Source organism: Maribacter sp. 6B07 (assembly GCF_002700155.1).
GTDB classification, from domain to species: Bacteria; Bacteroidota; Bacteroidia; order Flavobacteriales; family Flavobacteriaceae; genus Maribacter; species Maribacter dokdonensis.
The window spans coordinates 441,180-465,448 of record NZ_PDUT01000002.1 but is presented as its reverse complement, the minus strand read 5'-3'; the positions used below and the strand labels follow the sequence as shown (position 1 = coordinate 465,448).

The 24,269-nt window shown below is 36.1% G+C and carries 20 protein-coding genes; 10 read left to right on the top strand and 10 right to left on the bottom strand.

Annotation, left to right across the window (positions count from 1 at the left end; all coding sequences use genetic code 11):
* The first annotated feature begins 119 nt into the window (after window positions 1-119).
* On the top strand, window positions 120-497 hold the full coding sequence (locus CSC80_RS11720) for a DoxX family protein (RefSeq protein ID WP_058105882.1): 378 nt from the start codon (window positions 120-122) through the stop codon (window positions 495-497).
* A 3-nt stretch (window positions 498-500) separates the two neighbouring features.
* Here the strand turns inward: CSC80_RS11720 and holA are convergent, their stop codons facing one another.
* Window positions 501-1,502 (bottom strand): DNA polymerase III subunit delta, encoded by a 1,002-nt coding sequence (gene holA, locus CSC80_RS11715; protein ID WP_071341993.1) that lies wholly within the window; start codon window positions 1,500-1,502, stop codon window positions 501-503.
* A gap of 26 nt (window positions 1,503-1,528) precedes the next feature.
* On the opposite strand from holA, the gene CSC80_RS11710 reads away from it, so the two are divergent.
* The 3 genes from CSC80_RS11710 to CSC80_RS11700 all read left to right on the top strand — a co-directional run bounded on the left by CSC80_RS11710 (window position 1,529) and on the right by CSC80_RS11700 (window position 3,942).
* Window positions 1,529-1,975, top strand: a complete 447-nt coding sequence (locus tag CSC80_RS11710; RefSeq protein ID WP_058105880.1) for a type I restriction enzyme HsdR N-terminal domain-containing protein — start codon at window positions 1,529-1,531, stop codon at window positions 1,973-1,975.
* Between the two features lie 12 nt (window positions 1,976-1,987).
* Window positions 1,988-2,989: a glycosyltransferase family 2 protein gene (locus CSC80_RS11705; protein WP_058105879.1), complete on the top strand. Its 1,002-nt coding sequence runs from the start codon at window positions 1,988-1,990 to the stop codon at window positions 2,987-2,989.
* A gap of 98 nt (window positions 2,990-3,087) precedes the next feature.
* Entirely contained in the window at window positions 3,088-3,942 is an 855-nt protein-coding gene (locus tag CSC80_RS11700; protein ID WP_058105878.1) for an OmpA family protein, read from the top strand.
* An 81-nt stretch (window positions 3,943-4,023) separates the two neighbouring features.
* Here the strand turns inward: CSC80_RS11700 and CSC80_RS11695 are convergent, their stop codons facing one another.
* Both CSC80_RS11695 and CSC80_RS11690 read right to left on the bottom strand, forming a co-directional pair.
* Complete coding sequence (locus CSC80_RS11695) at window positions 4,024-4,644, bottom strand: L-threonylcarbamoyladenylate synthase (protein WP_058105877.1); 621 nt, start codon at window positions 4,642-4,644, stop codon at window positions 4,024-4,026.
* 42 nt (window positions 4,645-4,686) lie between these two features.
* Window positions 4,687-7,014: a UvrD-helicase domain-containing protein gene (locus CSC80_RS11690; RefSeq protein WP_099192009.1), complete on the bottom strand. Its 2,328-nt coding sequence runs from the start codon at window positions 7,012-7,014 to the stop codon at window positions 4,687-4,689.
* Window positions 7,015-7,212: 198 nt separating this feature from the next.
* Here CSC80_RS11690 and CSC80_RS11685 point away from each other — a divergent pair, with 198 nt between their 5' ends.
* The 4 genes from CSC80_RS11685 (at window position 7,213) to CSC80_RS11670 (ending at window position 11,483) form a co-directional block, all read left to right on the top strand.
* On the top strand, window positions 7,213-8,523 hold the full coding sequence (locus tag CSC80_RS11685) for an amidohydrolase (protein ID WP_099192007.1): 1,311 nt from the start codon (window positions 7,213-7,215) through the stop codon (window positions 8,521-8,523).
* Between the two features lie 5 nt (window positions 8,524-8,528).
* On the top strand, window positions 8,529-10,085 hold the full coding sequence (locus CSC80_RS11680) for an FMN-binding glutamate synthase family protein (RefSeq protein ID WP_099192005.1): 1,557 nt from the start codon (window positions 8,529-8,531) through the stop codon (window positions 10,083-10,085).
* A gap of 25 nt (window positions 10,086-10,110) precedes the next feature.
* A complete protein-coding gene (locus CSC80_RS11675) occupies window positions 10,111-10,881 on the top strand; it encodes a hypothetical protein (protein ID WP_143751744.1) in 771 nt (256 codons plus the stop codon).
* Window positions 10,882-10,964: 83 nt separating this feature from the next.
* Window positions 10,965-11,483: a hypothetical protein gene (locus CSC80_RS11670; protein ID WP_058105872.1), complete on the top strand. Its 519-nt coding sequence runs from the start codon at window positions 10,965-10,967 to the stop codon at window positions 11,481-11,483.
* A 461-nt stretch (window positions 11,484-11,944) separates the two neighbouring features.
* Here CSC80_RS11670 and CSC80_RS11660 read toward each other — a convergent pair whose 3' ends face one another.
* On the bottom strand, window positions 11,945-12,859 hold the full coding sequence (locus CSC80_RS11660; RefSeq protein ID WP_058105870.1) for a patatin-like phospholipase family protein: 915 nt from the start codon (window positions 12,857-12,859) through the stop codon (window positions 11,945-11,947).
* Between the two features lie 2 nt (window positions 12,860-12,861).
* On the bottom strand, window positions 12,862-14,931 hold the full coding sequence (locus CSC80_RS11655; protein WP_099191999.1) for a M1 family metallopeptidase: 2,070 nt from the start codon (window positions 14,929-14,931) through the stop codon (window positions 12,862-12,864).
* Between the two features lie 186 nt (window positions 14,932-15,117).
* Between CSC80_RS11655 and recG the strand changes: the two genes are divergently transcribed.
* On the top strand, window positions 15,118-17,223 hold the full coding sequence (gene recG / locus CSC80_RS11650; RefSeq protein ID WP_099191997.1) for an ATP-dependent DNA helicase RecG: 2,106 nt from the start codon (window positions 15,118-15,120) through the stop codon (window positions 17,221-17,223).
* A 2-nt stretch (window positions 17,224-17,225) separates the two neighbouring features.
* Here recG and CSC80_RS11645 read toward each other — a convergent pair whose 3' ends face one another.
* The 5 genes from CSC80_RS11645 to CSC80_RS11625 form a co-directional block, all read right to left on the bottom strand.
* A complete protein-coding gene (locus CSC80_RS11645) occupies window positions 17,226-18,098 on the bottom strand; it encodes an SMP-30/gluconolactonase/LRE family protein (RefSeq protein ID WP_236973382.1) in 873 nt (290 codons plus the stop codon).
* A gap of 160 nt (window positions 18,099-18,258) precedes the next feature.
* Window positions 18,259-18,891: a bifunctional 4-hydroxy-2-oxoglutarate aldolase/2-dehydro-3-deoxy-phosphogluconate aldolase gene (locus CSC80_RS11640; RefSeq protein ID WP_099191995.1), complete on the bottom strand. Its 633-nt coding sequence runs from the start codon at window positions 18,889-18,891 to the stop codon at window positions 18,259-18,261.
* Window positions 18,888-19,895, bottom strand: a complete 1,008-nt coding sequence (locus CSC80_RS11635) for a sugar kinase (RefSeq protein ID WP_099191993.1) — start codon at window positions 19,893-19,895, stop codon at window positions 18,888-18,890. The genes CSC80_RS11640 and CSC80_RS11635 overlap by 4 nt, the downstream gene beginning before the upstream one ends.
* Window positions 19,896-19,899: 4 nt before the next feature.
* Entirely contained in the window at window positions 19,900-21,060 is a 1,161-nt protein-coding gene (locus CSC80_RS11630; protein WP_099191991.1) for a mandelate racemase/muconate lactonizing enzyme family protein, read from the bottom strand.
* A 13-nt stretch (window positions 21,061-21,073) separates the two neighbouring features.
* A complete protein-coding gene (locus CSC80_RS11625; protein WP_099191989.1) occupies window positions 21,074-22,363 on the bottom strand; it encodes an MFS transporter in 1,290 nt (429 codons plus the stop codon).
* Window positions 22,364-22,830: 467 nt separating this feature from the next.
* Between CSC80_RS11625 and leuC the strand changes: the two genes are divergently transcribed.
* Window positions 22,831-24,243, top strand: coding sequence for a 3-isopropylmalate dehydratase large subunit (gene leuC, locus CSC80_RS11620; protein WP_058105862.1), 1,413 nt, complete (start codon window positions 22,831-22,833; stop codon window positions 24,241-24,243).
* Window positions 24,244-24,269 lie beyond the last annotated feature (26 nt).

Genomic DNA, 24,269 nt, shown 5'->3' with positions numbered 1-24,269 from the left:
TAATAAAGGTCAGCCTGCCTATTACTGGGCAAAACACATTCTGTAAATACATACTTACACCATGCCTATAAACAAAAAACAAAAAAAAATGATACTTTTAAAGGAAATAATTCCAACTAATGAAAAACACCTTATTAAAAGATATTGGTTTAGCTTTTTTTAGAATTGCTGTTTCTGCAATGATGCTAACTCATGGACTTCCTAAATTCCAAAAATTAATTTCAGGAGATTTTCAATTTGCAGACCCATTTGGTATAGGAGCTACCCCTTCATTATTTTTAGCCGTTATTGGTGAATTTGTTTGTCCTATTTTGATCATTATCGGTTTTAAAACACGATTAGCGGCAATTCCACCAGCCATTACTATGGCGGTAGCAGCTTTTGTTGCTCACGGTGCAGATGATTTCAGTACAAAAGAAAAGGCTGTTTTCTATTTGGTTGCATTTATTACCATTTCTTTATTGGGACCAGGAAAATTTGGTATCGATAAAAGATAGATGCTAAACTATTTTATAAAGAAGTTCTTTTAGCAGATCAGCCTCTTTCATTGGGCTTGCCCCTACACCTTTACCCTTAAGATCCATTTCCCGTAGACTGGAAATAATAGCACTTACTTTTTTCATAGGGTAATTTCTAGCTGCTGTCTGTATTTCCTTCACAAAATATGGATTAATACGCAATGTACTGGCTACATTCTTAGGAGAATGATCACTTAGCCCATGATATTGTAATAGTTGGGTAAAAAATGAATGCAATAAGGTTATTGTCAATATAAACGGGTTATCCTTAGGATTTTGAGCAAAGTAATTAATGATTTTAGTAGCTTTTACTATATCCCTATCACCAATAGCCCGTTTTAATTCAAAATTATTATAATCCTTACTTATGCCTATATGTTCTTCAATATGCTGAGGATTAATTTCTGTCTCCTTAGGAAGAACCAGTTTTAGTTTTTCTAATTCTTTACTGATCTTCCCTAAATCCGTACCCAGATATTCTATCAATAATAATGAAGCTTTATGGGAAATGGTATAGCCATGCCCTAAAAGATGCTTTCTAAGCCAGTCACTCACTTGATTTTCGTATAACTTTTTACTCTCAAAGATTACACCGTTCTTTTTAATGATCTTGTGTAACTTTTTACGCTTATCAAGCTTTTTATATTTATAGCAAATAACAAGGACAGTTGTTTGCTGCGGATTTTCTGCATAGGCACATAGATCCTCTATAGTTCTAGAAAGGTGTTGGGCTTCTTTTACTATTACCACTTGTCTTTCTGCCATCATTGGATAGCGCTTAGCGTTACCAACAATATCGTCTATAGAAACATCTTTTCCATAAAGTACCATTTGGTTAAAGCCTTTCTCTTCTTCCGTCAACACTTTGGCGCCAATAAAATCTGATATTTTATCAATAAAATACGCCTCTTCGCCATATAAGAAGTAAATAGGACTTATTTGTCCTTTCTTGATCGCATTGACTATTTGTACAGCTTCATCCATTCAGAAAAATTCATCAACTTTGTATAATGCAGCCACTAAATTTTCCCAGCTACACTTTCAGGGTCAAAAATAGCGAAAATAGACCCTTAATATTTGACGAAATACGTAAAAAATTTATAGTACTTACTCCAGAAGAATGGGTAAGGCAGCATGTGGTAAAATTCTTGATACAAGAAAAAAATTATCCGATCAGTCATATCAACGTTGAAAAGCAGATTACCTTGAACGGGTTAAAAAAAAGATATGATATAGTAGTATTTAAGCCAGATGGAAAATTAGATATACTAGTAGAGTGCAAAGCACCGGAAATTACCATTTCCCAAAATACATTTGATCAGATTGCACAATACAATTTTAAACTCAACGCCAACTACCTAATGGTCACTAACGGACTCGCTCATTATTACTGTCAAATGGACTTTGTTGCGGAAAAATATCAATTCATGCAGGAAATTCCTGATTTTAGCCGTTAATTTGCGATCGTTTTGAAGATAGCCGTAGTCATATTAAACTGGAATGGTGAAGTGCTTTTAGAGAGGTACCTACCTTCTGTTATCTCATATTCCCAAGGAGCGGATATATATGTTGCCGATAATGCTTCTACAGATGGTTCGGTAGCATTTATCACTGAAAATTACCCTACGGTAAAAATCATTCAAAATGCTGTTAACGGAGGGTTTACAAAAGGGTATAATGATGCACTTGTTCATGTAGATGCTGATATTTTCTGCTTGTTAAACTCAGATGTAGAAGTATCGCCCAACTGGTTAATACCTATTAAGGAAACTTTCAATAATGTGCCAGACGCTGCCATTATACAACCAAAAATACTGGACCTTCTTAAAAAAGACCACTTTGAATATGCAGGTGCAGCCGGTGGTTTTATAGACCAATTAGGATATCCTTTTTGTAGGGGTAGGCTTTTTCAAACTTTAGAAAAAGACAACGGGCAGTATAATGATGTTAGAGAAATTTTTTGGGCAACCGGAGCCTGCATGTTCATTAAGAAATCTGTTTTTCATGAACTCAATGGTTTTGATGAAGATTACTTTGCCCACCAGGAAGAAGTAGATCTCTGTTGGAGAGCAAAAAACCATGGGTATAAAATATTATATGTGGGTACATCGCATATATTTCATTTAGGAGGTTCTACCTTAAGTAACATGAATCCTAAAAAGACGTATTTAAATTTCAGAAATACACTATTCTCCATTACAAAGAACCTGCCCAGACGAAAAGCCTTTATAATTATCTTCTTAAGATTACTGTTAGATGGTATTGCAGCAATACGATTTCTTTTTCAGTTAAGATTCAAACACTTTTTCGCTATTTTTAGGGCACATTTAAGCTTTTACAGACAATTTAGAAAAATGTATAAAAAACGGGAAAAAACTCAATTCCTGAGAAAATACTATGTTACGAAGTCCATTGTATGGTCTTACTTCGTACATAGAATAAGTAATTTTAACATTTTAGTAAAAGATTAACTAACAACACATATAAGTGACTTTGTAATTATATAATTTTGGAGTCGCTTAGATGCGAAATTGAGTAAATAACTAAATTATTATAATAGAATCAAATTATGAAAAAAGTATTATTAGGATGTCTTGGAGTAACGCTTTTACTTTCTTCTTGTGTATCATCAAAGAAGTATGCCGATCTTGAAGCAAAACACAAAAATGCCCAAGATTTATTAAACTCTGCAACTGTAAAGTTAAATGACTGTTTAGAAGAGAAAGCAACAGCTTCATCTAGACTTCAAACTTTAGAAGATCAAAATGCGTTTTTAAAGGCAAACAACCAAGAGTTGATCAACAATATGGGCAACCTAACAACTTTGACTACCAAAGGTGCTGAGAACTTAGAGAAGTCTTTAGAAAGCTTACAAGAAAAAGATTTAACTATTCGTAAGTTAAATGACGCTATTACCCGTAGAGATTCTGTAAACCTTTCATTGGTACAGAGCTTAAAAGGTGTGTTAGGAAACATGGATGACGAGGATATTGAAATCAGCGTAGAAAAAGGTGTTGTTTTCGTATCTATATCAGACAAGCTTTTATTTAGCAGCGGTAGCTATAATGTTACAAGTAGAGCTAAAGAAGTTTTAGGTAAAGTAGCTAAAGTTGTAAACAACAAGCCTGATTTTGAATTTATGGTAGAAGGTCATACAGACAACGTTCCTTACAGAGGTAACGGTTCTCTATTGGATAACTGGGATTTAAGTGTTAAACGTGCTACAGCTGTTGTTCGTATTTTACAGAACGATTTCAATGTAGACCCTAAGCGTATGACTGCCGCTGGTAGATCAGAATATGTACCGGTATCTACAACTGAAAAATCTAAAAACAGAAGAACCCGTATCGTAGTTCTTCCAAAAATTGATCAGTTCTACAGCATGATCGAAGAAGGAATGAAAGATCCTGCAATCAACAAATAATAATTGATTGTAACATATAAAATTAAAGCGGCTCAATTGAGCCGCTTTTTTTATTTTTGAAATATTGGAATAAGAATCAACTTAAATAATATCTAAACTCCCCTTACCTTCTCTTATCACTTCTGGATAACCGGTAGACACATCTATTATAGTAGAACCTACATTACCCCCATAACCACCATCAATTACGACATCAACAAGATTATCCCATTTTTCATAGATCAATTCAGGATCGGTCGTATACTCCAATACATCATCATCATCTCTTATAGATGTAGAGACAATAGGATTGCCGAGTTCTTCTACCAAAGCTTTGACAATACTATTATCAGGAACACGAATACCAACGGTTTTCTTTTTTTTAAATTCTTTAGGTAGATTGTTATTACCAGGAAGAATAAAGGTATAAGGACCTGGCAATGCTCTTTTCAAAATTTTAAATGTTGCGGTATCTATTTGTCTAACGTAATCTGACAGATTACTCAGATCTGTACAAATAAATGACCAATTTGCTTTTGCCAGTTTAATACCCTTTATACGTGCTATCTTCTCCAAAGCTTTGGTATTGGTAATATCACAACCTAAACCGTATACGGTATCTGTGGGGTAAATGACCAAACCACCTTTACGTAATACATCCACCACCTTTTTTATTTCCTTGGGGTTAGGATTCTCTTCGTATATTCTGATGAACTCTGCCATAGCTTTAGGTTTTAAACCATATTGATATTAAATATACCAAAACTATCCGATCACTTCTAACTTTGCGAAACGAAGCAGTAGTTTCTTAATATCACCTTTATCGAACATTATCTCTGCCTTTCTATCATTCCCTGCCCCTTCTATCTTCACCACTTTACCTCGCCCGAAACGAGTATGATTGATTAGAGAACCTTCTTGTAAATTAGGGTCTATCTTATTGGTATTACCTACTGGTTCTGATAATTGCGGTTTAATTTTACGCAGCTTTTTAAGTTGACCAGAATTTGGTTGACTTATAGATGGCGGAGTTCCCCTAACCGGTTTTTGTTGTCGTAATTTACTTTTATCTACCTCCCCGAAAATATCTGCATTAATCAATGATTTATAACGATAGCCACCATCTACAGGAGTAAGGTTCTCAACATATTTTTCATCTATTTCTTCCAAAAACCTACTAGGTTCGGCATCGATCAACTTACCCCAACGATATCTATTTTGCGTATATGTTAGGTACGCCTGTTTCTCTGCCCTGGTCAAAGCAACATAGAACAATCTTCTTTCTTCTTCTAATTCGCTTCTGGTATTCATACTCATTCCTGAAGGAAAAAGATCTTCTTCCATACCAACAATGTATACGTAAGGGAATTCCAATCCTTTTGCCAAGTGAATGGTCATTAAGGCAACCCTATCGTCATCACCAGTATCATTGTCCAAATCAGTAGCCAAAGCTACATCCTCTAAAAACTCACTAATACTACCGGTAGCTTCATCAATTTCCTGTTGCCCTTCAACAAAATCCTTAATACCGTTTAAAAGTTCTTCAATGTTCTCCATTTTACCAATACCCTCTGGAGTTCCATCCTTTTTAAACTCCAAAAGAATACCTGTTTTCTTGGCAACATGTTCAGACAATGCAAAAGCATCGGTAGTTTCGTTCATTACCTGAAAACTTTTGATCATGGTTACAAAGTCCTGTAGCTTTCGTTTGGTACCAGAATTAATTTTTAAATCAATTCTATCAATATTCTCCATGACCTCAAAAATGGAACGATTGTAATGATTGGCGGCTACCACCAATTTATCCAATGTTGTACCACCAATACCCCTTGCCGGAAAATTGATTACCCTTTTTAAAGCTTCTTCATCTTTTGGGTTGATGACCAAACGTAAATATGACAAAACATCCTTGATCTCTTTCCGTTGGTAGAATGACAGTCCGCCATAAATACGATATGGAATATCTCTTTTACGCAAGGCATCTTCAATTGCCCTAGATTGGGAGTTTGTTCTATATAATACACAAAATTGACCATTTGTCATTTGTTGCTGCATTCTATGTTCCCAAATAGAATTTGCTACAAATCTACCTTCTTCAGCATCGGTGGTACTTCTATGAATTTTAATTGAAGGCCCATCATCATTATCTGTCCAAACCACTTTCTCAATTTGATTTTGGTTTTTCCCGATGATGGAATTGGCCGCATTTACGATATTTCTGGTAGAACGGTAATTCTGCTCTAGGCGATACATACCTACATTATCATAATCTTTTTGAAAGTTCAGAATATTGCTGATGTTCGCACCTCTAAAAGAATATATACTTTGAGCATCATCTCCTACCACACATATATTCTGAAAACGATCTGCCAATGCTTTTACGATCAAGTACTGTGAATGGTTGGTATCCTGATACTCATCTACCAAAATATATCTAAATCTATTCTGATATTTCATCAACACATCTGGGTAACGTGTCAAGAGTTCATTGGTTCGTAATAAGAGATCATCAAAATCCATTGCCCCGGCCTTAAAGCAACGGTCAACATAATTCTCATAAATATCTCCGGTTCTTGGCTTTTTGGCCATAGCATCTTGTTCAACAAGATCAGGGTCATTTCGGTAGGCCTTAACCGTGATCAAACTATTTTTAAATGATGAAATTCTATTTTGAATCTGCTTATACTTGTAGATATCCTTATCAAGTCCCATTTCCTTGATGATAGAGGCAATTAGCCTTTGGGAATCTTGTGTGTCATAAATTGTAAAGTTGGCTGGGTAACCCAACTTGTCTCCATCTATACGCAATAACTTTGCAAAAACCGAGTGAAAGGTACCCATCCATAAGTTTTTAGCTTCACTGGCACCAACAATATGCGCAATACGTTCTTTCATTTCACGTGCCGCTTTATTGGTAAAGGTCAACGCCAAAATATTAAAGGAATCTACACCTTGCGCCATTAAATACGCAATTCTATACGTTAATACACGTGTTTTTCCAGACCCTGCCCCGGCAATTACCATTAAAGGTCCGTCTTTGTGCAAAACAGGAGCTTTTTGGGCATCGTTCAATTCATCTATAAATGAGCTCAAATTTTCTTTTTTTTAGAGCCGTGAATTTAGCTATTATTGAGGGATAGTAAAAGTGAAGTCCGCTAGTTTTATAAACAAATACGGGTATTTTTTTGAAATTGATAATAAATACAAAATCACTATCATAATCTTAGTATTATGTATGTTTGATCAATATATTTGTTGAACGACTACTTTAACTAACTTTAAATATACATTATGAGAAAATTATGGTTAATGGCCATTGTACTTTTCGGGGTTTCCGTACAAGCACAAGGTCCCAATCTTGAAAAGGATTACCAAGCTATTGAAAGCAAAGTAATTGATTGGAGAAGAGAAATTCACCAAAATCCTGAATTGGGAAACCGTGAGTTTAAGACTGCCGAAAAAATAGCCAAACATTTAAAATCACTTGGCATAGAAGTACAAACAGGAGTAGCACATACCGGTGTTGTAGGTCTACTGAAAGGAGATTTACCAGGGAAAGTAGTGGCACTAAGAGCAGACATTGATGCCTTACCTGTTACAGAAAGAAATGATTTGCCATACAAATCGAACGTTACTACAGAATTTATGGGTGAAAAAGTAGGCGTAATGCATGCTTGTGGTCATGATACACATACGGCGATTCTAATGGGTGTTGCCGAAGTTATGTCCAAAAACAAAGATAAGATCAAAGGAACCGTAAAGTTCATTTTTCAACCTGCAGAAGAAGGTCCGCCACAGGGTGAAGAAGGTGGTGCACTTTTAATGGTTAAAGAAGGCGTAATGGACAGTCCTAAAGTTGATGCCATTTTTGGACTTCACATCAATTCTCAAACACCTGTGGGTACCATACGCTACAAATCTGGTGGTACTATGGCCGCGGCACAGCAATTTGTGATCAATGTAAAAGGTAAACAATCCCACGGATCGCAGCCATGGTCAGGAATAGACCCTATTTTAATTAGTGCAAAAATTATTGATGGTCTACAGACAATAATCAGTAGAGAGACAGAACTAACCAATGAAGCCGCGGTTATTACCGTAGGAAAAATAAAGAGTGGCGTACGTTTTAATATTATACCAGAATCTGCAGAAATGATTGGTACTATTAGAACATTGGACTATGACATGAAAGACAAGCTTAACAAGCGTATGGTAGAAATGGTGAGCGATATTGCCAAAGCCTATGGTGGTGAAGCTACTTGTGTAATTACAGATGCTACCGATATTACGTATAACAACCCAGAATTAGTAGAACAAATGCTACCGACCATGAAAAGGGTTGCAGGTGAAAACAATGTACTTTTTCAAAAAGCGGTAACCGGTGCAGAAGATTTTTCTTATTTTCAACGTGAGGCTCCAGGCTTTTTCTTTTTCTTAGGAGGAATGACACCGGGTACGACAGAATCTTACCCACATCATACGCCAGACTTTCTAATTGATGATAGCGGCTTACTTTTAGGGGTTAGAACACTAACCGAAATGAGTTTGGATTACCTAAATAGTGATCAAACGCCTCGTTTAGATATTAAACCAAAAGGATAATTTTGATGAACGATTTTTTTAACTCAATTCCAAGTCCACCATGGTGGACTTGGATTTTTTTGTTTCTTCTAATAGTTGCTATCTATGATATTTTTATTCAAAAAAAGCACACTATTAAACATAACTTTCCTATAGTAGGGCATTTACGCTATTGGTTAGAAAGTATAGGTCCTGAAATGAGGCAATATTTTGTGGCCAACAATAGAGAGGAACTTCCTTTTAATAGAATTGAAAGAGGATGGATCTATGCATCGGCAAAAAAAGAGAATAATTATGAGGGCTTTGGTTCTGACCGTGACCTTTACGCTCATCAGCACATTTTCGTGAAAAATAGAATGATGGGCTTTGTGGTTCCTGAAGGACATCCAAATGCTATTGACCCTTACTTTTTACCATGTGCAAAAGTTATGGGACAACATAATAATCGTAGAAAACCCTTTAGGCCCAGTAGTATTGTAAACGTATCGGCTATGAGTTTTGGCTCTTTATCTGCCGCAGCGGTCGAAGCCATGAATAAAGGCGTAAAAAAGGCGGGAGCATATCATAACACAGGTGAAGGTGGTTTGTCACCATACCACAAACATGGCGGGGACATTGTATTCCATTTTGGTACCGGATATTTTGGCGTAAGAACTCCAGATGGTAATTTCTCTATGGAGAAAATGAAAAAACTGGTTGAAGACAATCCGTGTATTAAAGCCATAGAGATAAAACTGTCACAAGGCGCAAAACCAGGAAAAGGTGGAGTATTACCTGGTGCAAAAATTACTCCTGAACTCGCAGAGATTAGAGGTGTTGAAGTAGGCAAAGATGTCTTGTCACCCGCAACACATAAGGCATTTTCCAATGTAACAGAGCTTATGGCCCTAATTGAAGATATTGCAAATGAAACTGGTTTACCTGTAGGTATCAAAGGAGCAATAGGAAAATTGGATCAATGGGAAGAGTTGGCAGATTTAATGCTGGAGACGGGAAAAGGTCCTGACTTTATTACCGTAGATGGTGGTGAAGGTGGTACAGGTGCCGCTCCCCCATCATTTGCAGACCATGTTTCATTACCATGGGTGTACGGCTTTTCTAGTTTATACCGTGTTTTCTTGAACAGAAACCTAACCGATAGAATCGTATTTATAGGTTCAGGAAAATTAGGATTTCCGGCAAAAGCGGCAATGGCATTTGCAATGGGTGTAGACTGTATTAATGTAGCAAGAGAGGCTATGATGAGTATTGGCTGCATACAAGCGCAAGCTTGCCATAACAATACTTGCCCAACCGGTATTGCAACACAAAGTAAATGGTTACAGAAGGGAATAAACATTCCTTTAAAATCTGATCGTTTGGCACAATATTTTAGCACGTTCAGAAAAGAATTTTTAGAAATTACCCATGCTGCCGGCTATGAACACCCAAGTCAGTTTACTATGGATGATGTACAGGTAAATGTAGACGATAACGACCTTAATAGAAGCTTGGCTTCTACATATGGCTACAATAAAGCCAAAGTACCTTTTACCCGTGTGCAAGATTTAAAAGACTGTTCGTATCTTGGCGGCAAAAATTAGATTAACCTATTCAATGCATATTACTATGAAACGATTTTTTATATGTTCAGCTATATTCTTATTGGGATTAAGTACAATTCAAGCTCAGAAAAAAAGTGAATTGATAGAACAAAATCAAGATTTAAAATTTAAGTTGGATTCCATTTCAAAAATGGTAAGCACCTCTCAACGCAATGAGAAATTGGCAAATCAACGCTCAGACGAATACCAGTCTCAAGTTACAGAACTGCAAGATGCCAATGCCACCTTAATGAAGAACCTCAATAGTTTTGCTGCATTATCTAGCCAAAATTCAGAGAATATCAACAAAACCTTAGCAACATTAGAACGTAAGGAAAAACAATTAAAAGGAATAACCGATGCTGTGGCAAGTAATGACTCTACTGCTGTTGTTATATTGACGAATGCAAAGCAAGTCTTAGGAGAAAACGCTAAAGTTGGTGTTACAGATGGTTCTGTGATCATTTCAGAGAAATTAGATTTTTTCTTTACCGATGGTGTAGGCTTAAATCCATCTAGCGAATCTAAAGGCTGGCTTGAGAATGTAGCCAAGGTTGCCAATGCAAACCCGAAAAGCACCATAATGGTAGCAAGCTTAAATATTACCGGTGAAATGAACATAGCGCTGCAACAAGCCGCAGCTATCGCTAGTATATTGATCAAAGATTTTGGTGTCAATGGAGAGCGAGTTATTGCCGTTGGCCAAGATGGAGGGCTAAGAGAATCTTTACAAATTAAGTTTCAACCAGATTATAAAGCTTTTTATGATATGGCCAAGGGAGACGTTAAAAATTAAAATACTTGTATTTCATCGATGAAGTACTATACTAATTGAAAAATTTGGACGTTCTTGTTTCATAAATAATAACTGATTAAAAAATGAACTCCGACCAAATTTTTCAACTTTTCGCTTATTTAATACCATCAGTAGTAACTGGTGCAATTGCTTTCTATTTCTTTAGAATGCACACCAATAATGAAGAAGGAAGACGACGTTTTCTATTGCACAAAGACTCTCAAAAAGATACATTACCCGTACGTTTACAGGCTTATGAAAGAATGGCCTTATTTTTAGAACGTATTGCCATACCAAGTTTGGTTGTTCGTGTTTCTCCACAATCCGATGATAAAAATGCTTATGAAAACTTATTGATCAAAAGCATAGAAACCGAATTTGACCACAACCTTTCCCAACAAATATATATGACAGATGAATGTTGGAATGTCATCAAAGCGGCTAAGAGCGCAACAATTCAAATGATCAGAAAAGCTGCGATGAGCAATACTGAGACTGCAGATAAATTACGAGAAGACATCTTAAACGAAACCATGGATAAAACTTCACCATCTGCCACTGCCCTATCCTTTGTTAAAAAGGAGATTGGTGACTTATGGTAATCTTTTGAAAATGAGGAATGTTTTAAAATATTGTTTGATAACAACATTTCTCGCCTTATCCATAATTCACTTTTATTGGAGTGCAGGTGGGTCAATTGGCTATAGCAACTCATTACCAGCCGATGAAAACGGAAATATTTTACTTGCCCCAACTACAGTAGATTGTATACTTGTGTGAGTTATTTTGCTCTTGTTCGCAATTGTTTATACGCAAAACCCAAGCAATTTAAACTTTAAAGTTTTCAAATACTTCTTCAAATTTGGGCAATGGATAATTCCTATCATTTTTTTAATAAGAGCGATAGGAGAATTTAAATATGTTGGTTTTTTCAAAGAAGTAACCACAACTGAATTTGCTCAAATGGACACTTTGCTTTTTTCTCCTTTATGCTTGGGTATTGGCTGTGTTGGAATATTTCTTGCATTAAAAAACCCAAAAACTATAGATAAATAACCAATCTTTATTCGTGTTCGTTTGGCTCTATTGGGTTTGTCTCTTCATTTTTATTTTTGGCATACAAGTATCCTCTTTTCCACCAAAGTGTCATTTTTGCCTTATCAAAAATTAAAGAATTAGTCGTTAATATCGTGGGTGTATAAAACAGGTTTATAATGGCATTCTTTTGATTAGCGACCAATTTTCCAATTCTTATATTCTGATTTTCAATACGGTCAAGAATAAAACTCATCATCGTAGTAATCAACTCAAACGGATTTCGAGAAGCTACCCTGTTCATATAATTTACTTCGGTATGTAAAACAACAACATCTACTTCAGTAGCACCTCTTTTTATTGCTTCCTCAATAGGCACAATACTACCTAGGCCACCATCTGCATATTCACAATAATTTTTGCGCACCAAACTCATAAATGGCGTGTAGTTTGCAGAAATCCATACCCAGTCACAATAATCTTCATAAGTGCAATCTTTAATTGACTTATACTCCACTTGATTTAATGAGAGGTTAGAAACTGTTATAACTACATCAGAATCTCCATTTTTTAAAGTTTCAAATTCTTCAATGGTTAAACTATTTTCAATGAGCTTTCTAAGGTTTTCACTCTCACCAAAGGTCTTTTTACCGGTTAGAAAATTTCGTAAAACATTCCAATGGTTAATTGAAATTTCTTCATTACCACGAATGTTCTTCACTAGAAAAGGGCAGTTGTTAAAAATACTTTTTTGATTCACATTAGAATAGATTTCCTTAATCTTATCTAGTTTACCTAATGCCAAATGAGAGATTAGAAGACTACCAGTAGAAGTACCTACGAAAATATCATATTTTCTACCCTCTTCTTGAATAAGGTATTGGGCAACACCACCTGCAAAGGCACCTTTACTACCACCACCAGAAATAACCAATGCTTTCATTATTATTTTAATTTCGTTTTAAGATAACGCAAATCTGCTGAATTTAGTTGATTTACAACCTTTTCAATTTCCTTTTTCTGTTCGTCGTTTTCCCATAACCTATCTAACAATAGCCTGGCATAATTTCTAAATTGCCAAGAATGATGGTTGGTAGCTTTAATTAAATTGACCAAGGCTTCATCATTTAGAGCATTAATTTCGGACAGATATTGAAAGGCCGTTTGTCTTACTTCCGGATTGTATACAGCGCTTGTATATCCCACAAGTTCTCGGTGAAAGTATACCTTCTCCGTAGGTTTATATTCGGGCGTAAACAATGCCAATGTCAACCAAAGTTGCCGAAAGCTTTTATTAGGCAAACCAACAACATCCTTTGTTTCTTCTAAATACATAACCCTATCCTGCTCAAAACTAGACCACAAATTATATAACATTATTTCGTTGGTTACGTAACTATCATCTAATATTAGCGCTTCTGCATCCTCTTTAAGAGACTCATGTATTTTACCCATTTTCTCAGCGGCAAATTGCCTAACTTTTACATTGTCACTCGTAATCAAAACAGGTAATTCCAATGCAGAAAAGTCATTTCTTAGGCTCAGTAAGGCCAGCTTTAATTGTAATGAAAATTTCGGATTATCTAAAATTTCAGAAGGCGTAAACTCTTTTGAATTACCTAAAATTAAATCATAATATATTTTATGGGTAACACTATTTCTTTTTAGGTACTCTTTTACATCTTCCAGCAGAAATAAATCAGCTTCTAACCAATTTCTTCTAAAACTGTCTAAATCTTGATTACTCACCTCTTCCATCTCATTAATAAAATCAGTAACAGTCACATTTTTGTACTGATATCTATCTAAGTAAGCTTTAATTCCTGTTTTAAATGCGGAATCCCCAATTTCTTCTCTCAAAATAGCTAAAGCCCATGCCCCTTTTTCATAAAAAGTAAGACTACCAGCCTTAGGGTTCAATAAACTCTGCCCCTCTCCTTTTTCGGAAATATCACTTAGCGTTTTAGCTGTATCAAATAGCTTCCAATAGAAATAATCGTCACCAAAAATTTCCTTTTCAGCCAAATAGGCATAATAGGTAGCAAAACCTTCATGTAACCAATGGTGTTCACTATTCTTTTCCGTCACCAAATTACCAAACCATTGGTGCGCTAATTCATGCGCATTGATGTTTATATAATTTCTATCTATAAACGAAGTGGAATCAATAACATATGCATCAGAGAAAAAAGTAGCACTCGTATTTTCCATGCCTGCATATAAAAAATCATGAACAGGAACCTGTTTATAATCTTGCCATGGATACGGCACACCTATTTCATTTTCTAAAAAATTAAATATCTCTTTAGTGTTCCTATAAGTAGATTCCACTTTTAGACTATCATTTGGGTAGTAATAGTTTTCTATAGTTATTCCACTTTTAGATGTTAATATTTGCTTTTGATATATACCTATAGCGAATGCCAACAAATAACTGCTCATAGGTTTTTTCATATCAAATAACCAAATAGCATCTTCCTTATCATTATCAGTTTTTAGAAGTAGTTTACCATTTGCAATTACTTGATATTTTTTATCGGCTTCAATGGTAAGATCAAATTCTACCTTTTCTTCCATGTCATCAAAACTAGGAAGCCAATGACTGGTATACTTTCCTTGGCCTTGCGTCCATATTTGTTCATTACCTTCTAATTCATCTTCCCAACCAATAAAATAAACCGTTTGTTTAGGCTTGGCTATATACTGGATCATCAGTTTATGTGATTCACCCGCTTTGAATTTTTGTGTAATGGAAATTGTCTTTTCTGTGGCAGTGAAGTCTATCTTTTCCCCATCAAGTTCTACTTTTGAAAAATCCATATTCTTTGCGTCAAAAAATACCGAATCAACATTTTGTAACACATGAAAACGATAGATCACTCCGCCTTTAATCTTTTTCTCTTTAGGTAAAAAACCTAAGTAAACCTTGGCTTTAATAAAATCTACTTTATCTTGATGTTGCCCAAAAGCATAGAGGGATAAGAATAAAAAAAGGGTGAAAATTAATTTCTTCATACAGCATAACAAACAAATAACATTTCAAATTTAATGTTTTGAGGAGCACTTCCCTAACCTTTACCTGAATTGAATGTGATGCTAAACAACACTTATTTCGCCAGTTACCATTAGAACCATATTTACAAGAGCAGTAATGACATTTTCACCTTTGGGGATTAAGGGGCTTATCCCTATTTTAGTACCATGAACGCAAACTTCTTGCAAACTCCTGTAGTATACTTAAAAGGTGTTGGTCCCAATAGGGCCGAAACCTTAAAGTCAGAATTAGGAGTAAGCACTTACCAAGATTTGCTGAACCTTTTTCCTAACCGCTACATTGATAAAACCCAATATTATAAAATTGGTCAATTGCAACGTAGCAATGCCGATGTGCAGATTATTGGAAAAATCATCAATATTAAAACCGTTGAACAAAAAAGAGGTACACGGTTGGTAGCTCGTTTTAAAGATGACACAGGAGAAATAGAATTAGTCTGGTTTAGAGGTCAAAAATGGATTCGTGAAAATCTAAAATTAAACGTACCGTACGTGATATTCGGTAAATGCAATTGGTTTAATGGTACTTTCTCAATGCCCCACCCAGAGATGGAGCCATTAAAAGAGCACGAGCAAGGCACAAAAGTGTACATGCAACCCGTGTACCCATCTACGGAGAAATTAGGTAATAAAGGCATAACCAACAAGGTCATAAGCAAATTGATTCAGCAACTTTTCATGGAAATCAACGGGAAGTTCACCGAAAGCCTTTCAGACAAATTACTGTATGAGTTAAAGCTATTGGACAAAAGTGAGGCAATGTTCAATATACATTTTCCAAAAAACCAAGAATTGCTTGCAAAAGCCCAGTGGCGATTAAAATTTGAAGAGCTCTTTTATATACAATTGCAACTGATAGGAAAAAATGTATCTCGGAAGAAAAAGATAAAAGGATTTCCATTTCTTGAAGTCGGTGAATATTTTAAAGACTTCTACAACAACAAACTACCCTTTGAATTAACGGGAGCACAAAAAAGGGTTATAAAGGAAATTCGGGCAGACCTTGGCAGTAATGCACAAATGAATAGATTGCTGCAGGGTGATGTAGGATCGGGAAAAACCATAGTTGCGGTAATGACCATGTTGTTGGCTATTGACAACGGATTTCAAGCCTGTTTAATGGCACCTACGGAAATTCTGGCCAACCAACATTTTCAAGGCATATCAGAGTTACTGGAAGGTACTGAAATTACCTGCGCGTTACTTACGGGCTCAGTAAAAAAATCAGCTAGAAAGCCTATACATGAGCAATTGGAAAATGGGGAATTGAATATACTTATAGGTACCCATGCCCTTTTAGAGGACAAGGTTAAATACAAGAATTTAGGAATGGCCATTATCGATGAGCAGCATCGGTTTGGCGTAGCGCAACGTTCTAAATTATGGCATAAAAATGAATTTCCGCCCCATATATTGGTCATGACGGCAACACCCATACCAAGAACATTGGCCATGAGCCTGTATGGTGATCTGGATATCTCTGTAATAGATGAATTACCACCTGGTAGAAAACCCATTAAAACAGTGCATCGCTATGACGGTAACAGATTAAAGGTATTTCGTTTTATACGAGATGAAATTGAAAAAGGACGCCAGGTTTATGTGGTATACCCATTAATACAGGAATCTGAAGCCATGGATTACAAAGATCTTATGGATGGCTATGAAAGTATTGTGCGCGATTTTCCACAACCAAAATATCAGATTTCCATAGTTCATGGACAAATGAAACCGGCGGACAAAGATTTTGAAATGGAGCGCTTTGTAAAGGGAGAAACACAAATAATGGTAGCCACTACAGTTATTGAAGTTGGGGTCAACGTGCCTAATGCATCGGTTATGATCATTGAAAGCGCAGAACGGTTTGGATTATCGCAACTACACCAATTACGTGGTCGTGTTGGCCGTGGCGCCGATCAAAGTTTTTGTATTTTAATGACCGGCCATAAGCTATCTAACGACTCCAAAACCAGACTAGAAACTATGGTGGCCACAAATGACGGCTTTGAAATTGCAGAAGTAGATCTAAAACTCCGAGGACCGGGTGACATTATGGGTACCCAGCAAAGTGGTCTGTTAAATCTCAAAATTGCGGATATAGTTAAAGATAACGACATCTTAAAATCGGCTCGCTACTATGCCCTACAATTACTAAAAGAAGACCCATCTTTAAGCAAGCCAGAAAATCTAATTATTAGACATATGTATGCACAGCTGGTAAAACACAAGAATATCTGGACTTATATTAGTTAGTTTTATTTTAAATCCAAAGCCAATATATAACTATCTGCAGTTAAAAATAATCGCTTTTCATTAGTTGTTAAGACACAGTTAGAAGTCAATAAACCCGTGTATACTCTAGCTATAGGTTTAGCTTCTTTATTAAAAATCCACAACCCACCTGGACCCGTGGCAAAAATATAGCCTTTACTATTTGCTTTCAAACCATCTGGAAGTCCTTGTTGATCAGGTTTGCCCAACAAGTGCTTAACATCATAAAATAACTTCTTGTCAACAGCTTTACCTGGTGCTTCTAGATTATATTGAAACCAAGCACCACCAACCTTATCATCTGACACTGCTACATAAAGTAATTTGTTATCACTAGAAAGTGTAATTCCGTTCGGAAAACTCAATTCTTTATCTATTAGAATTAGTTCACCAGATCTTAAAAGACAATAAACTCCCTGAAAATCCAATTCCTTATCCTCATCTTCCATTAAGTTTCGAAGTCCGTATGGTGGATCGGTGAAATACAAATTTCCATTTTTGTCAAAAACACCGTCGTTGGGACTATTCAGCCTTTTACCTTCAAAGCTGTTTATTAAAGAAGCATACGTAGGACTTGGATTATCCAAATCTGATTTCATCACCCCAACACGCCGCTCTCCATGCTGCATAAGTACCAGCTGCCCCTGTGGACTTAACAGCAAACCGTTTGAACCCGGTCCAAAACCTGTATAATTTTCAACATCAAAACCAGAAGGGTTTAAATAAGTTACCGTATCATTCTGGGCATTCAGTTTATAGACTTTATTTTTAGGAATATCAGAAAACAAAAGGTATTGACCATCTTCTATCCACAATGGTCCCTCTACCCAATCAAAACCACTAGCTATTATTTTCAATGTACTTTTTGAGTCTAAAACCTATAAAGCTTCATCAGCTAGTATCTCAATTGAAAAGTTTGATGTTATGGATCCATCCCCTAATATTTCTTTAGTCCCAGACATTTTACAGGAAGCTGTAACAATGAATACTAGTAGGAATAGAACTTTTTTAATCATGTTAATTGGATTTTGCCTGATTTACAAAATCTTCAGATAATTTTTTACTGGCCTCAAAATCGATTTTACCGGTCTTGGCATCATTGACCACACAACCGTAACCTATACCCGATGCACCAGCTTTAAACCAATCGCCAACGTTATTCGGATTAATTCCACCCACTGCAAAATATTCAATATGATCCAAAGGTGCTTTTAACGCTTTAAAATATTGAAGACCCATTGCACCGGCAGGAAAAAGTTTTACAACATCTGCTCCATTTTCGCTAGCCACACAAACCTCTGAAGGCGTCATAGCGCCCATTAAAATGGGCACATCATATTTATGGCTCAGTGCAACGACATCCACATTAGTATTTGGAGTAACCAAAAACTGTGCTCCAGCTGCTATGGCTTGCTCCGCAATTTTGACATTAATAGCTGTGCCAACTCCAATAATTTTATTTGGATACAAGGCACGAGCATTCGTAATTTCTTCTAAATAACCAGGCGTATTAGATGTAATCTCAAGTACATCTACCCCGGTTTCCAAAACAATTTTTACTAACTGGGGCACATCATTTTGACTCTTTGTACGAAGAATGGCCACAATTTTTTCATTTTTGATTCTAGCAACTATTTCTTTTCTATTCATCTTAAAACATGTCCGGAGATATTACCTTCCATTATTGATTTAATATCATTTTCTGAACTGGTATGCTGATCTCCCTTTATAGTGTGCTTTAATGCAAAAGCCGCCGTAGAAAAATCTATAATTTCTTGATCCGCATCACCTTTATTAATACTATGTAAACAAGCAGCGGCGAAGGCATCTCCTGTGCCAAAACGATCCGTTATGCTCACCTTTATAACTTTTGCTACCGATAAATTATTATTGGACAACAACACACCAGATAGCTCATTCTCACTGGCAGAGCTATGCTTTCTAATTGTAAATGCCAATTGCTCAATACCAAACTTTTTCTTTGCCTTTAAAATAGCGTTTATAGTCTTTTCTTCAGGACAATCACCTTCAAAATCCATCTCATAAACATCTTTTAATACACCTGCATTACCAAAAAGCAAATCAGTATGACCAAGTATCTTGTTAAAAATAAGCTGTGCATCTTTATTGGATTTCCATAAGGTCCTTCTATAATTCATATCAAAAGCAACCTTAACCCCTAATTCCTTGGCTATTTTTGCAACATTTATAGTCTCTTTTGCACATTGTTCACTAAGTACAGGTGTAATACCAGAAAGAAAGAGCCATTTTTTATTTCTAAGGATTTCTTCCCACGGAAACTCACCTTCTTTTATTGTACTAATTGCAGAATTTGTCCTATCATAAATAACACTTGATGGCCTAATGGAGTCACCTATCTCTATAAAGTATGTGCCAATTCTGCTGCCACCACGGACCACAAAATTAGTTTGAACACCAAACCCCTGTAGGTTTCTAACAGCTGCATCACCCAACTGATTGGACGGTAATTTGGAAACAAAAGAAATATCATTGTTCAAAACGCCCAATGCACTTGCCACATTAGATTCTGAACCAGCATAATTAACATTAAAGGTATTGCTAGAATTTATTTTCTGTCCGTGATCGTTCGGCGTTAACCGCAACATTATTTCTCCAAAAGTTACAAAGCTCATTTGATTACCAATTTGTTAATGATCCATCATTTTTTCTTAATCTAGGAATTTCAATAGGCTTGAAATCTTTAGAAAGCGCCAATTGCTCGTTAAACGTTACACCCAGACCAGGCAAATCCGATACTTTATACCGGGGACCTTCAAGAATGGGTTGCTCTGGGTAAAACTCTGGTGCATTTGTACCCATATATTGGGCAGGTGTATTTATTTCTTCTAACCAACTAAAATTTGGGCAAGAAGCCGCCAATTGTATAGTTGCTGCTGTACATATAGGTCCTAATGGATTGTGCGGCATTAAATCTATGTAATGTGTTTCTGCCATTGCCGCTACTTTTTTAGCCTCGGTCAAACCGCCCACATTACATACGTCTATGCGTGCAAATTGAGTTATATTCTGTTCAATAAAGGGCATAAACTGCCATTTACTTGAAAATTCCTCACCAATAGCAAAAGGCACATCTACCATTTGACGCAAACTTTTATAAGCTTCAGGGTTTTCATCTCTAATAGGTTCCTCAATAAAATCTAAAGTTCCTTTAGGCATTCTTTGTATGAACGAATAAGTTTCTGGTATAGACAGCCTAGTATGATAATCTATGCCCATTGTAATTTTAGAACCAATTTCTTTGCGCAGTTCCGTAACCCAATCTGCCAAAAGTGCAATAGAAGTTCTTGGCTCAAAAACACCCGGGTCTTTCTGAGATTCAAACTCTGCGGGAGCCAATCGTAGCATATTCCATCCATCTTTTACCAAAATTCTTGAATAATGCAACAACTCTTCTTTTGTCGTGAAACGCACGGAAGCAAAACACTCTACATAATCTCGTTGCTTACCCCCTAAAAGATCATATATGGGAATTTCTAGAACTTTACTTTTAACATCATGCAAGGCAATATCAATTGCAGAGATAGCGGCTGTTAATACACGACCTCCTTCAAAATATTGACCACGATACATTTCTTGCCAAAGTGCACCAATTTGCCTTGGGTCCCTACCTATTAAAAAAAATTTAAAATGTTGAATAGCACCTACTACGGCTAGCTCTCTACCTGAAAGACCAGATGCTCCCCATCCATGAATATTCTCATCGGTCTCTATTTTTACTACCAACTGAATACCTGTGCCTATGTTAATAGGAAATGTTTTAATATCCGTAATTCTCATTTCATAAGTTTATTTAAGATTTTGACACTATTCTTTCAACCTTACCAATAACAAAGGTGTAGCAGAAGAACCCTAGAAAGGCAACTCCCCCAATAAAGAACAAGGCCGGTTTAAAATCTCCATCCTCTACTAAATACCCTATAACAACTGGTACGACCACAGCAGACAAGCCTCCAATAAAATTAAAGGCCCCTCCGGTTAAGCCAATTAAGTTCTTAGGTGCCATAAGCGAAACAAAAACCCATGCTATACTTGCCAGCCCATTACCAAAGAAAGCAATTGCCAAAAACAGAATAACCAAAGTATTATCATCTGTATAATTGGCACCAATGATTGCCGTAGATAGTAACATACCTATAACAATAGGTCCTTTTCTAGCAATTTCATTACTGTATCCTTTTTTTACTAAATAATCTGAACTAAACCCAGACAATAAAATACCTGCGAATGCCGCCAAAAATGGTATAGACGCCAAAAAACCAGATTGCAAAAAGTCTAACCCCCTATATTTCACTAAATATGTTGGAAACCATGTTAGAAAGAATATTGCTGTAGCACCTAAACAGAACTGACCTATGTAAATACCCCAAAGCTTCCTATACTTAAAAACCTGAATTAAATCTGACATCTCAAATTTCTGTTTCGGTTTCCCTTTTACATTCGATTTCAAGTCAATAAGTCCGCCACCATCGGCAATATGTTTCAATTCATTTTGGCTTATGCTTTTGTGTTCTTTTGGATCTCGATAAAAAATATACCACACCAATGCCCAAACCAAACCAATAATACCACTTACAATGAACAAGCCCCTCCACCCCATTTGAGATTGTATCCAAGTTAAGACTGGAGTTAAAAATGCCAAACCCAAGTATTGTCCAGAGGTATAAACAGCAATTGCGGAAGCCCTTTCATTATCAGGAAACCAACGAGTAACTATTAAGTTATTAATGGGATAAGATGGTGCTTCAAAAATTCCAATGCTAGCCCTTAACCCTATTAATAATAAAAAAGAATTGGCGACACCTTGTATTAATGTAGCAATTGACCAAAAAGCCATAAGAATAGGGTATAAGAATCTTGTTTTTATTTTATCGGCCATAATACCCCCTGGTATTTGCAAAATAGCATAGGTCCACGCAAAGGCCGAAAAAATATATCCCATTTGTACGGTACTTAATTCTAATTCATCACTTAAAGCAAACGCAGCAACCGAAATATTACTACGATCTAAGTAATTGATCACAACAGTAAAAAATACCATTGCCAATATGTTGTAACGCTTTTTAGTAGATTTTTCTAACATGTATCCTAAAGTTATTATCGTAATTTTTATCCCTGAATTTAACGACATTACACCTTTGACAATATTTCATTATCAATTTTAAACTACATGCCGATAATTAAACAATAAGTCAATCAAAAACAGACCTTAAAAGAACATCCAAAAATTACCACATATAAAATTGACCTGCTATTTATACTTATAGAAAACAATAGAACAATTGAATTAACTACTATACATAAACTAGACAATGTTCAAAAAAATTAAGAATGTGTTCAAGGGAAGGAAAAAATTGAATTTTTCTAAAGAATATATGTGTTTTCCTAAATTTTTAAACAATAAACCAAGTGACTCCTATAGTTTTATATTGTACTTAGGAATTCATTAAAATATAACAACTTTATCGTTGAACATCGTAATTTAGAAGGGTGTTAATTTCGAAAAAACCCTTGGTTTTAATAGATTTGTGAACTTAGATTATATAGAATATGAGCGCAACAAAAACATTATTTGACAAAGTGTGGGATTCCCACGTAGTACATAAAATACAAGATGGTCCAGATGTACTGTTCATTGACAGACACATGGTACATGAGGTAACCAGTCCTGTTGCTTTCCTTGGCATTAAGAATAGAAATATTCCTGTAATGCATCCGGAGAAAACTTTTGCAACGGCTGACCATAATACGCCTACAATAAACCAACATTTGCCGGTTGCCGATCCACTTTCTGCCAACCAATTAAAAATGTTAGAGGAAAATGCTAATGAATATGGTATTTCTTATTGGGGATTAGGTCACGCAAAAAATGGTATTGTACACGTTGTTGGTCCTGAATACGGTATTACACAACCTGGTGCTACTATAGTATGTGGAGATTCACACACCTCTACACATGGTGCATTTGGTGCTATTGCCTTTGGTATTGGAACATCTGAAGTTGAAATGGTATTGGCTACGCAATGTATTATGCAGCCTAAACCAAAGAGAATGCGTATCAATATCAACGGGAAAATGAGTAAAGGTGTTACTCCTAAAGATGTTGCCTTATTCATTATCTCTCAATTAACTACTTCTGGTGCTACTGGATACTTTGTAGAATATGCAGGTGAAATTTTCAGGGACATGAGTATGGAAGGTCGTATGACCGTGTGTAACCTGAGTATTGAAATGGGTGCCCGTGGTGGTATGATCGCGCCAGATGAAAAAACGTTTGAATATATAAAAGGTCGTGAGTTTACACCAAAAGGTGCCGACTGGGATAAGGCAATGGCTTATTGGGAAACATTGTATACCGATGAAGATGCCATTTTCGATAAAGAATTGACTTTTGACGGTTCGTTAATAGAACCAATGATTACCTACGGTACCAACCCGGGTATGGGAATGGGAATATCAAATGATATACCTATGGCAAATGCCGTTCAAGGTGGTGCATCTACATATCAGAAATCATTGAAATATATGGATTTCAATGAAGGTGAAAGTATGATGGGCAAGCCTATTGACTTTGTTTTCCTTGGAAGTTGTACCAATGGTCGTATAGAAGATTTCCGTGCTTTTGCATCAATAGTAAAAGGAAAGAAAAAAGCCGATAATGTAACCGCATGGTTGGTTCCTGGATCTCACAAAGTAGAAACTGCCATTAAAGAAGAAGGCATATTGGATATTTTAACCGAAGCCGGTTTTGAACTTCGTGAGCCTGGTTGTTCTGCTTGTTTGGCAATGAACGATGATAAGATACCTGCTGGTAAACTGGCCGTAAGTACATCAAACAGAAACTTTGAAGGAAGACAAGGTCCTGGATCAAGAACTTTGTTGGCTAGTCCTTTAGTTGCCGCCGCGGCTGCCGTAACCGGTAAAGTAACAGACCCAAGGGAATTAATGGCAGAATTAGTATAACAATTTCGCCCTTAACTATTAGCCTA

Bases quoted from the DNA above. Each gene is read 5' to 3' on its own strand.
- CSC80_RS11640 (WP_099191995.1), bottom strand. From the start codon at position 18,891: ATGAATAGAAAAGAAATAGTTGCTAGAATCAAAAATGAAAAAATTGTG.
- CSC80_RS11675 (WP_143751744.1), top strand. From the start codon at position 10,111: ATGAAACGATTTTTTATATGTTCAGCTATATTCTTATTGGGATTAAGT.
- CSC80_RS11660 (WP_058105870.1), bottom strand. From the start codon at position 12,859: ATGAAAGCATTGGTTATTTCTGGTGGTGGTAGTAAAGGTGCCTTTGCA.
- CSC80_RS11625 (WP_099191989.1), bottom strand. From the start codon at position 22,363: ATGTTAGAAAAATCTACTAAAAAGCGTTACAACATATTGGCAATGGTA.
- CSC80_RS11710 (WP_058105880.1), top strand. From the start codon at position 1,529: ATGCAGCCACTAAATTTTCCCAGCTACACTTTCAGGGTCAAAAATAGC.
- CSC80_RS11670 (WP_058105872.1), top strand. From the start codon at position 10,965: ATGAACTCCGACCAAATTTTTCAACTTTTCGCTTATTTAATACCATCA.
- CSC80_RS11685 (WP_099192007.1), top strand. From the start codon at position 7,213: ATGAGAAAATTATGGTTAATGGCCATTGTACTTTTCGGGGTTTCCGTA.
- CSC80_RS11630 (WP_099191991.1), bottom strand. From the start codon at position 21,060: ATGAGAATTACGGATATTAAAACATTTCCTATTAACATAGGCACAGGT.
- recG (WP_099191997.1), top strand. From the start codon at position 15,118: ATGAACGCAAACTTCTTGCAAACTCCTGTAGTATACTTAAAAGGTGTT.
- leuC (WP_058105862.1), top strand. From the start codon at position 22,831: ATGAGCGCAACAAAAACATTATTTGACAAAGTGTGGGATTCCCACGTA.
- holA (WP_071341993.1), bottom strand. From the start codon at position 1,502: ATGGATGAAGCTGTACAAATAGTCAATGCGATCAAGAAAGGACAAATA.
- CSC80_RS11680 (WP_099192005.1), top strand. From the start codon at position 8,529: ATGAACGATTTTTTTAACTCAATTCCAAGTCCACCATGGTGGACTTGG.
- CSC80_RS11695 (WP_058105877.1), bottom strand. From the start codon at position 4,644: ATGGCAGAGTTCATCAGAATATACGAAGAGAATCCTAACCCCAAGGAA.
- CSC80_RS11700 (WP_058105878.1), top strand. From the start codon at position 3,088: ATGAAAAAAGTATTATTAGGATGTCTTGGAGTAACGCTTTTACTTTCT.
- CSC80_RS11655 (WP_099191999.1), bottom strand. From the start codon at position 14,931: ATGAAGAAATTAATTTTCACCCTTTTTTTATTCTTATCCCTCTATGCT.
- CSC80_RS11635 (WP_099191993.1), bottom strand. From the start codon at position 19,895: ATGAGCTTTGTAACTTTTGGAGAAATAATGTTGCGGTTAACGCCGAAC.
- CSC80_RS11720 (WP_058105882.1), top strand. From the start codon at position 120: ATGAAAAACACCTTATTAAAAGATATTGGTTTAGCTTTTTTTAGAATT.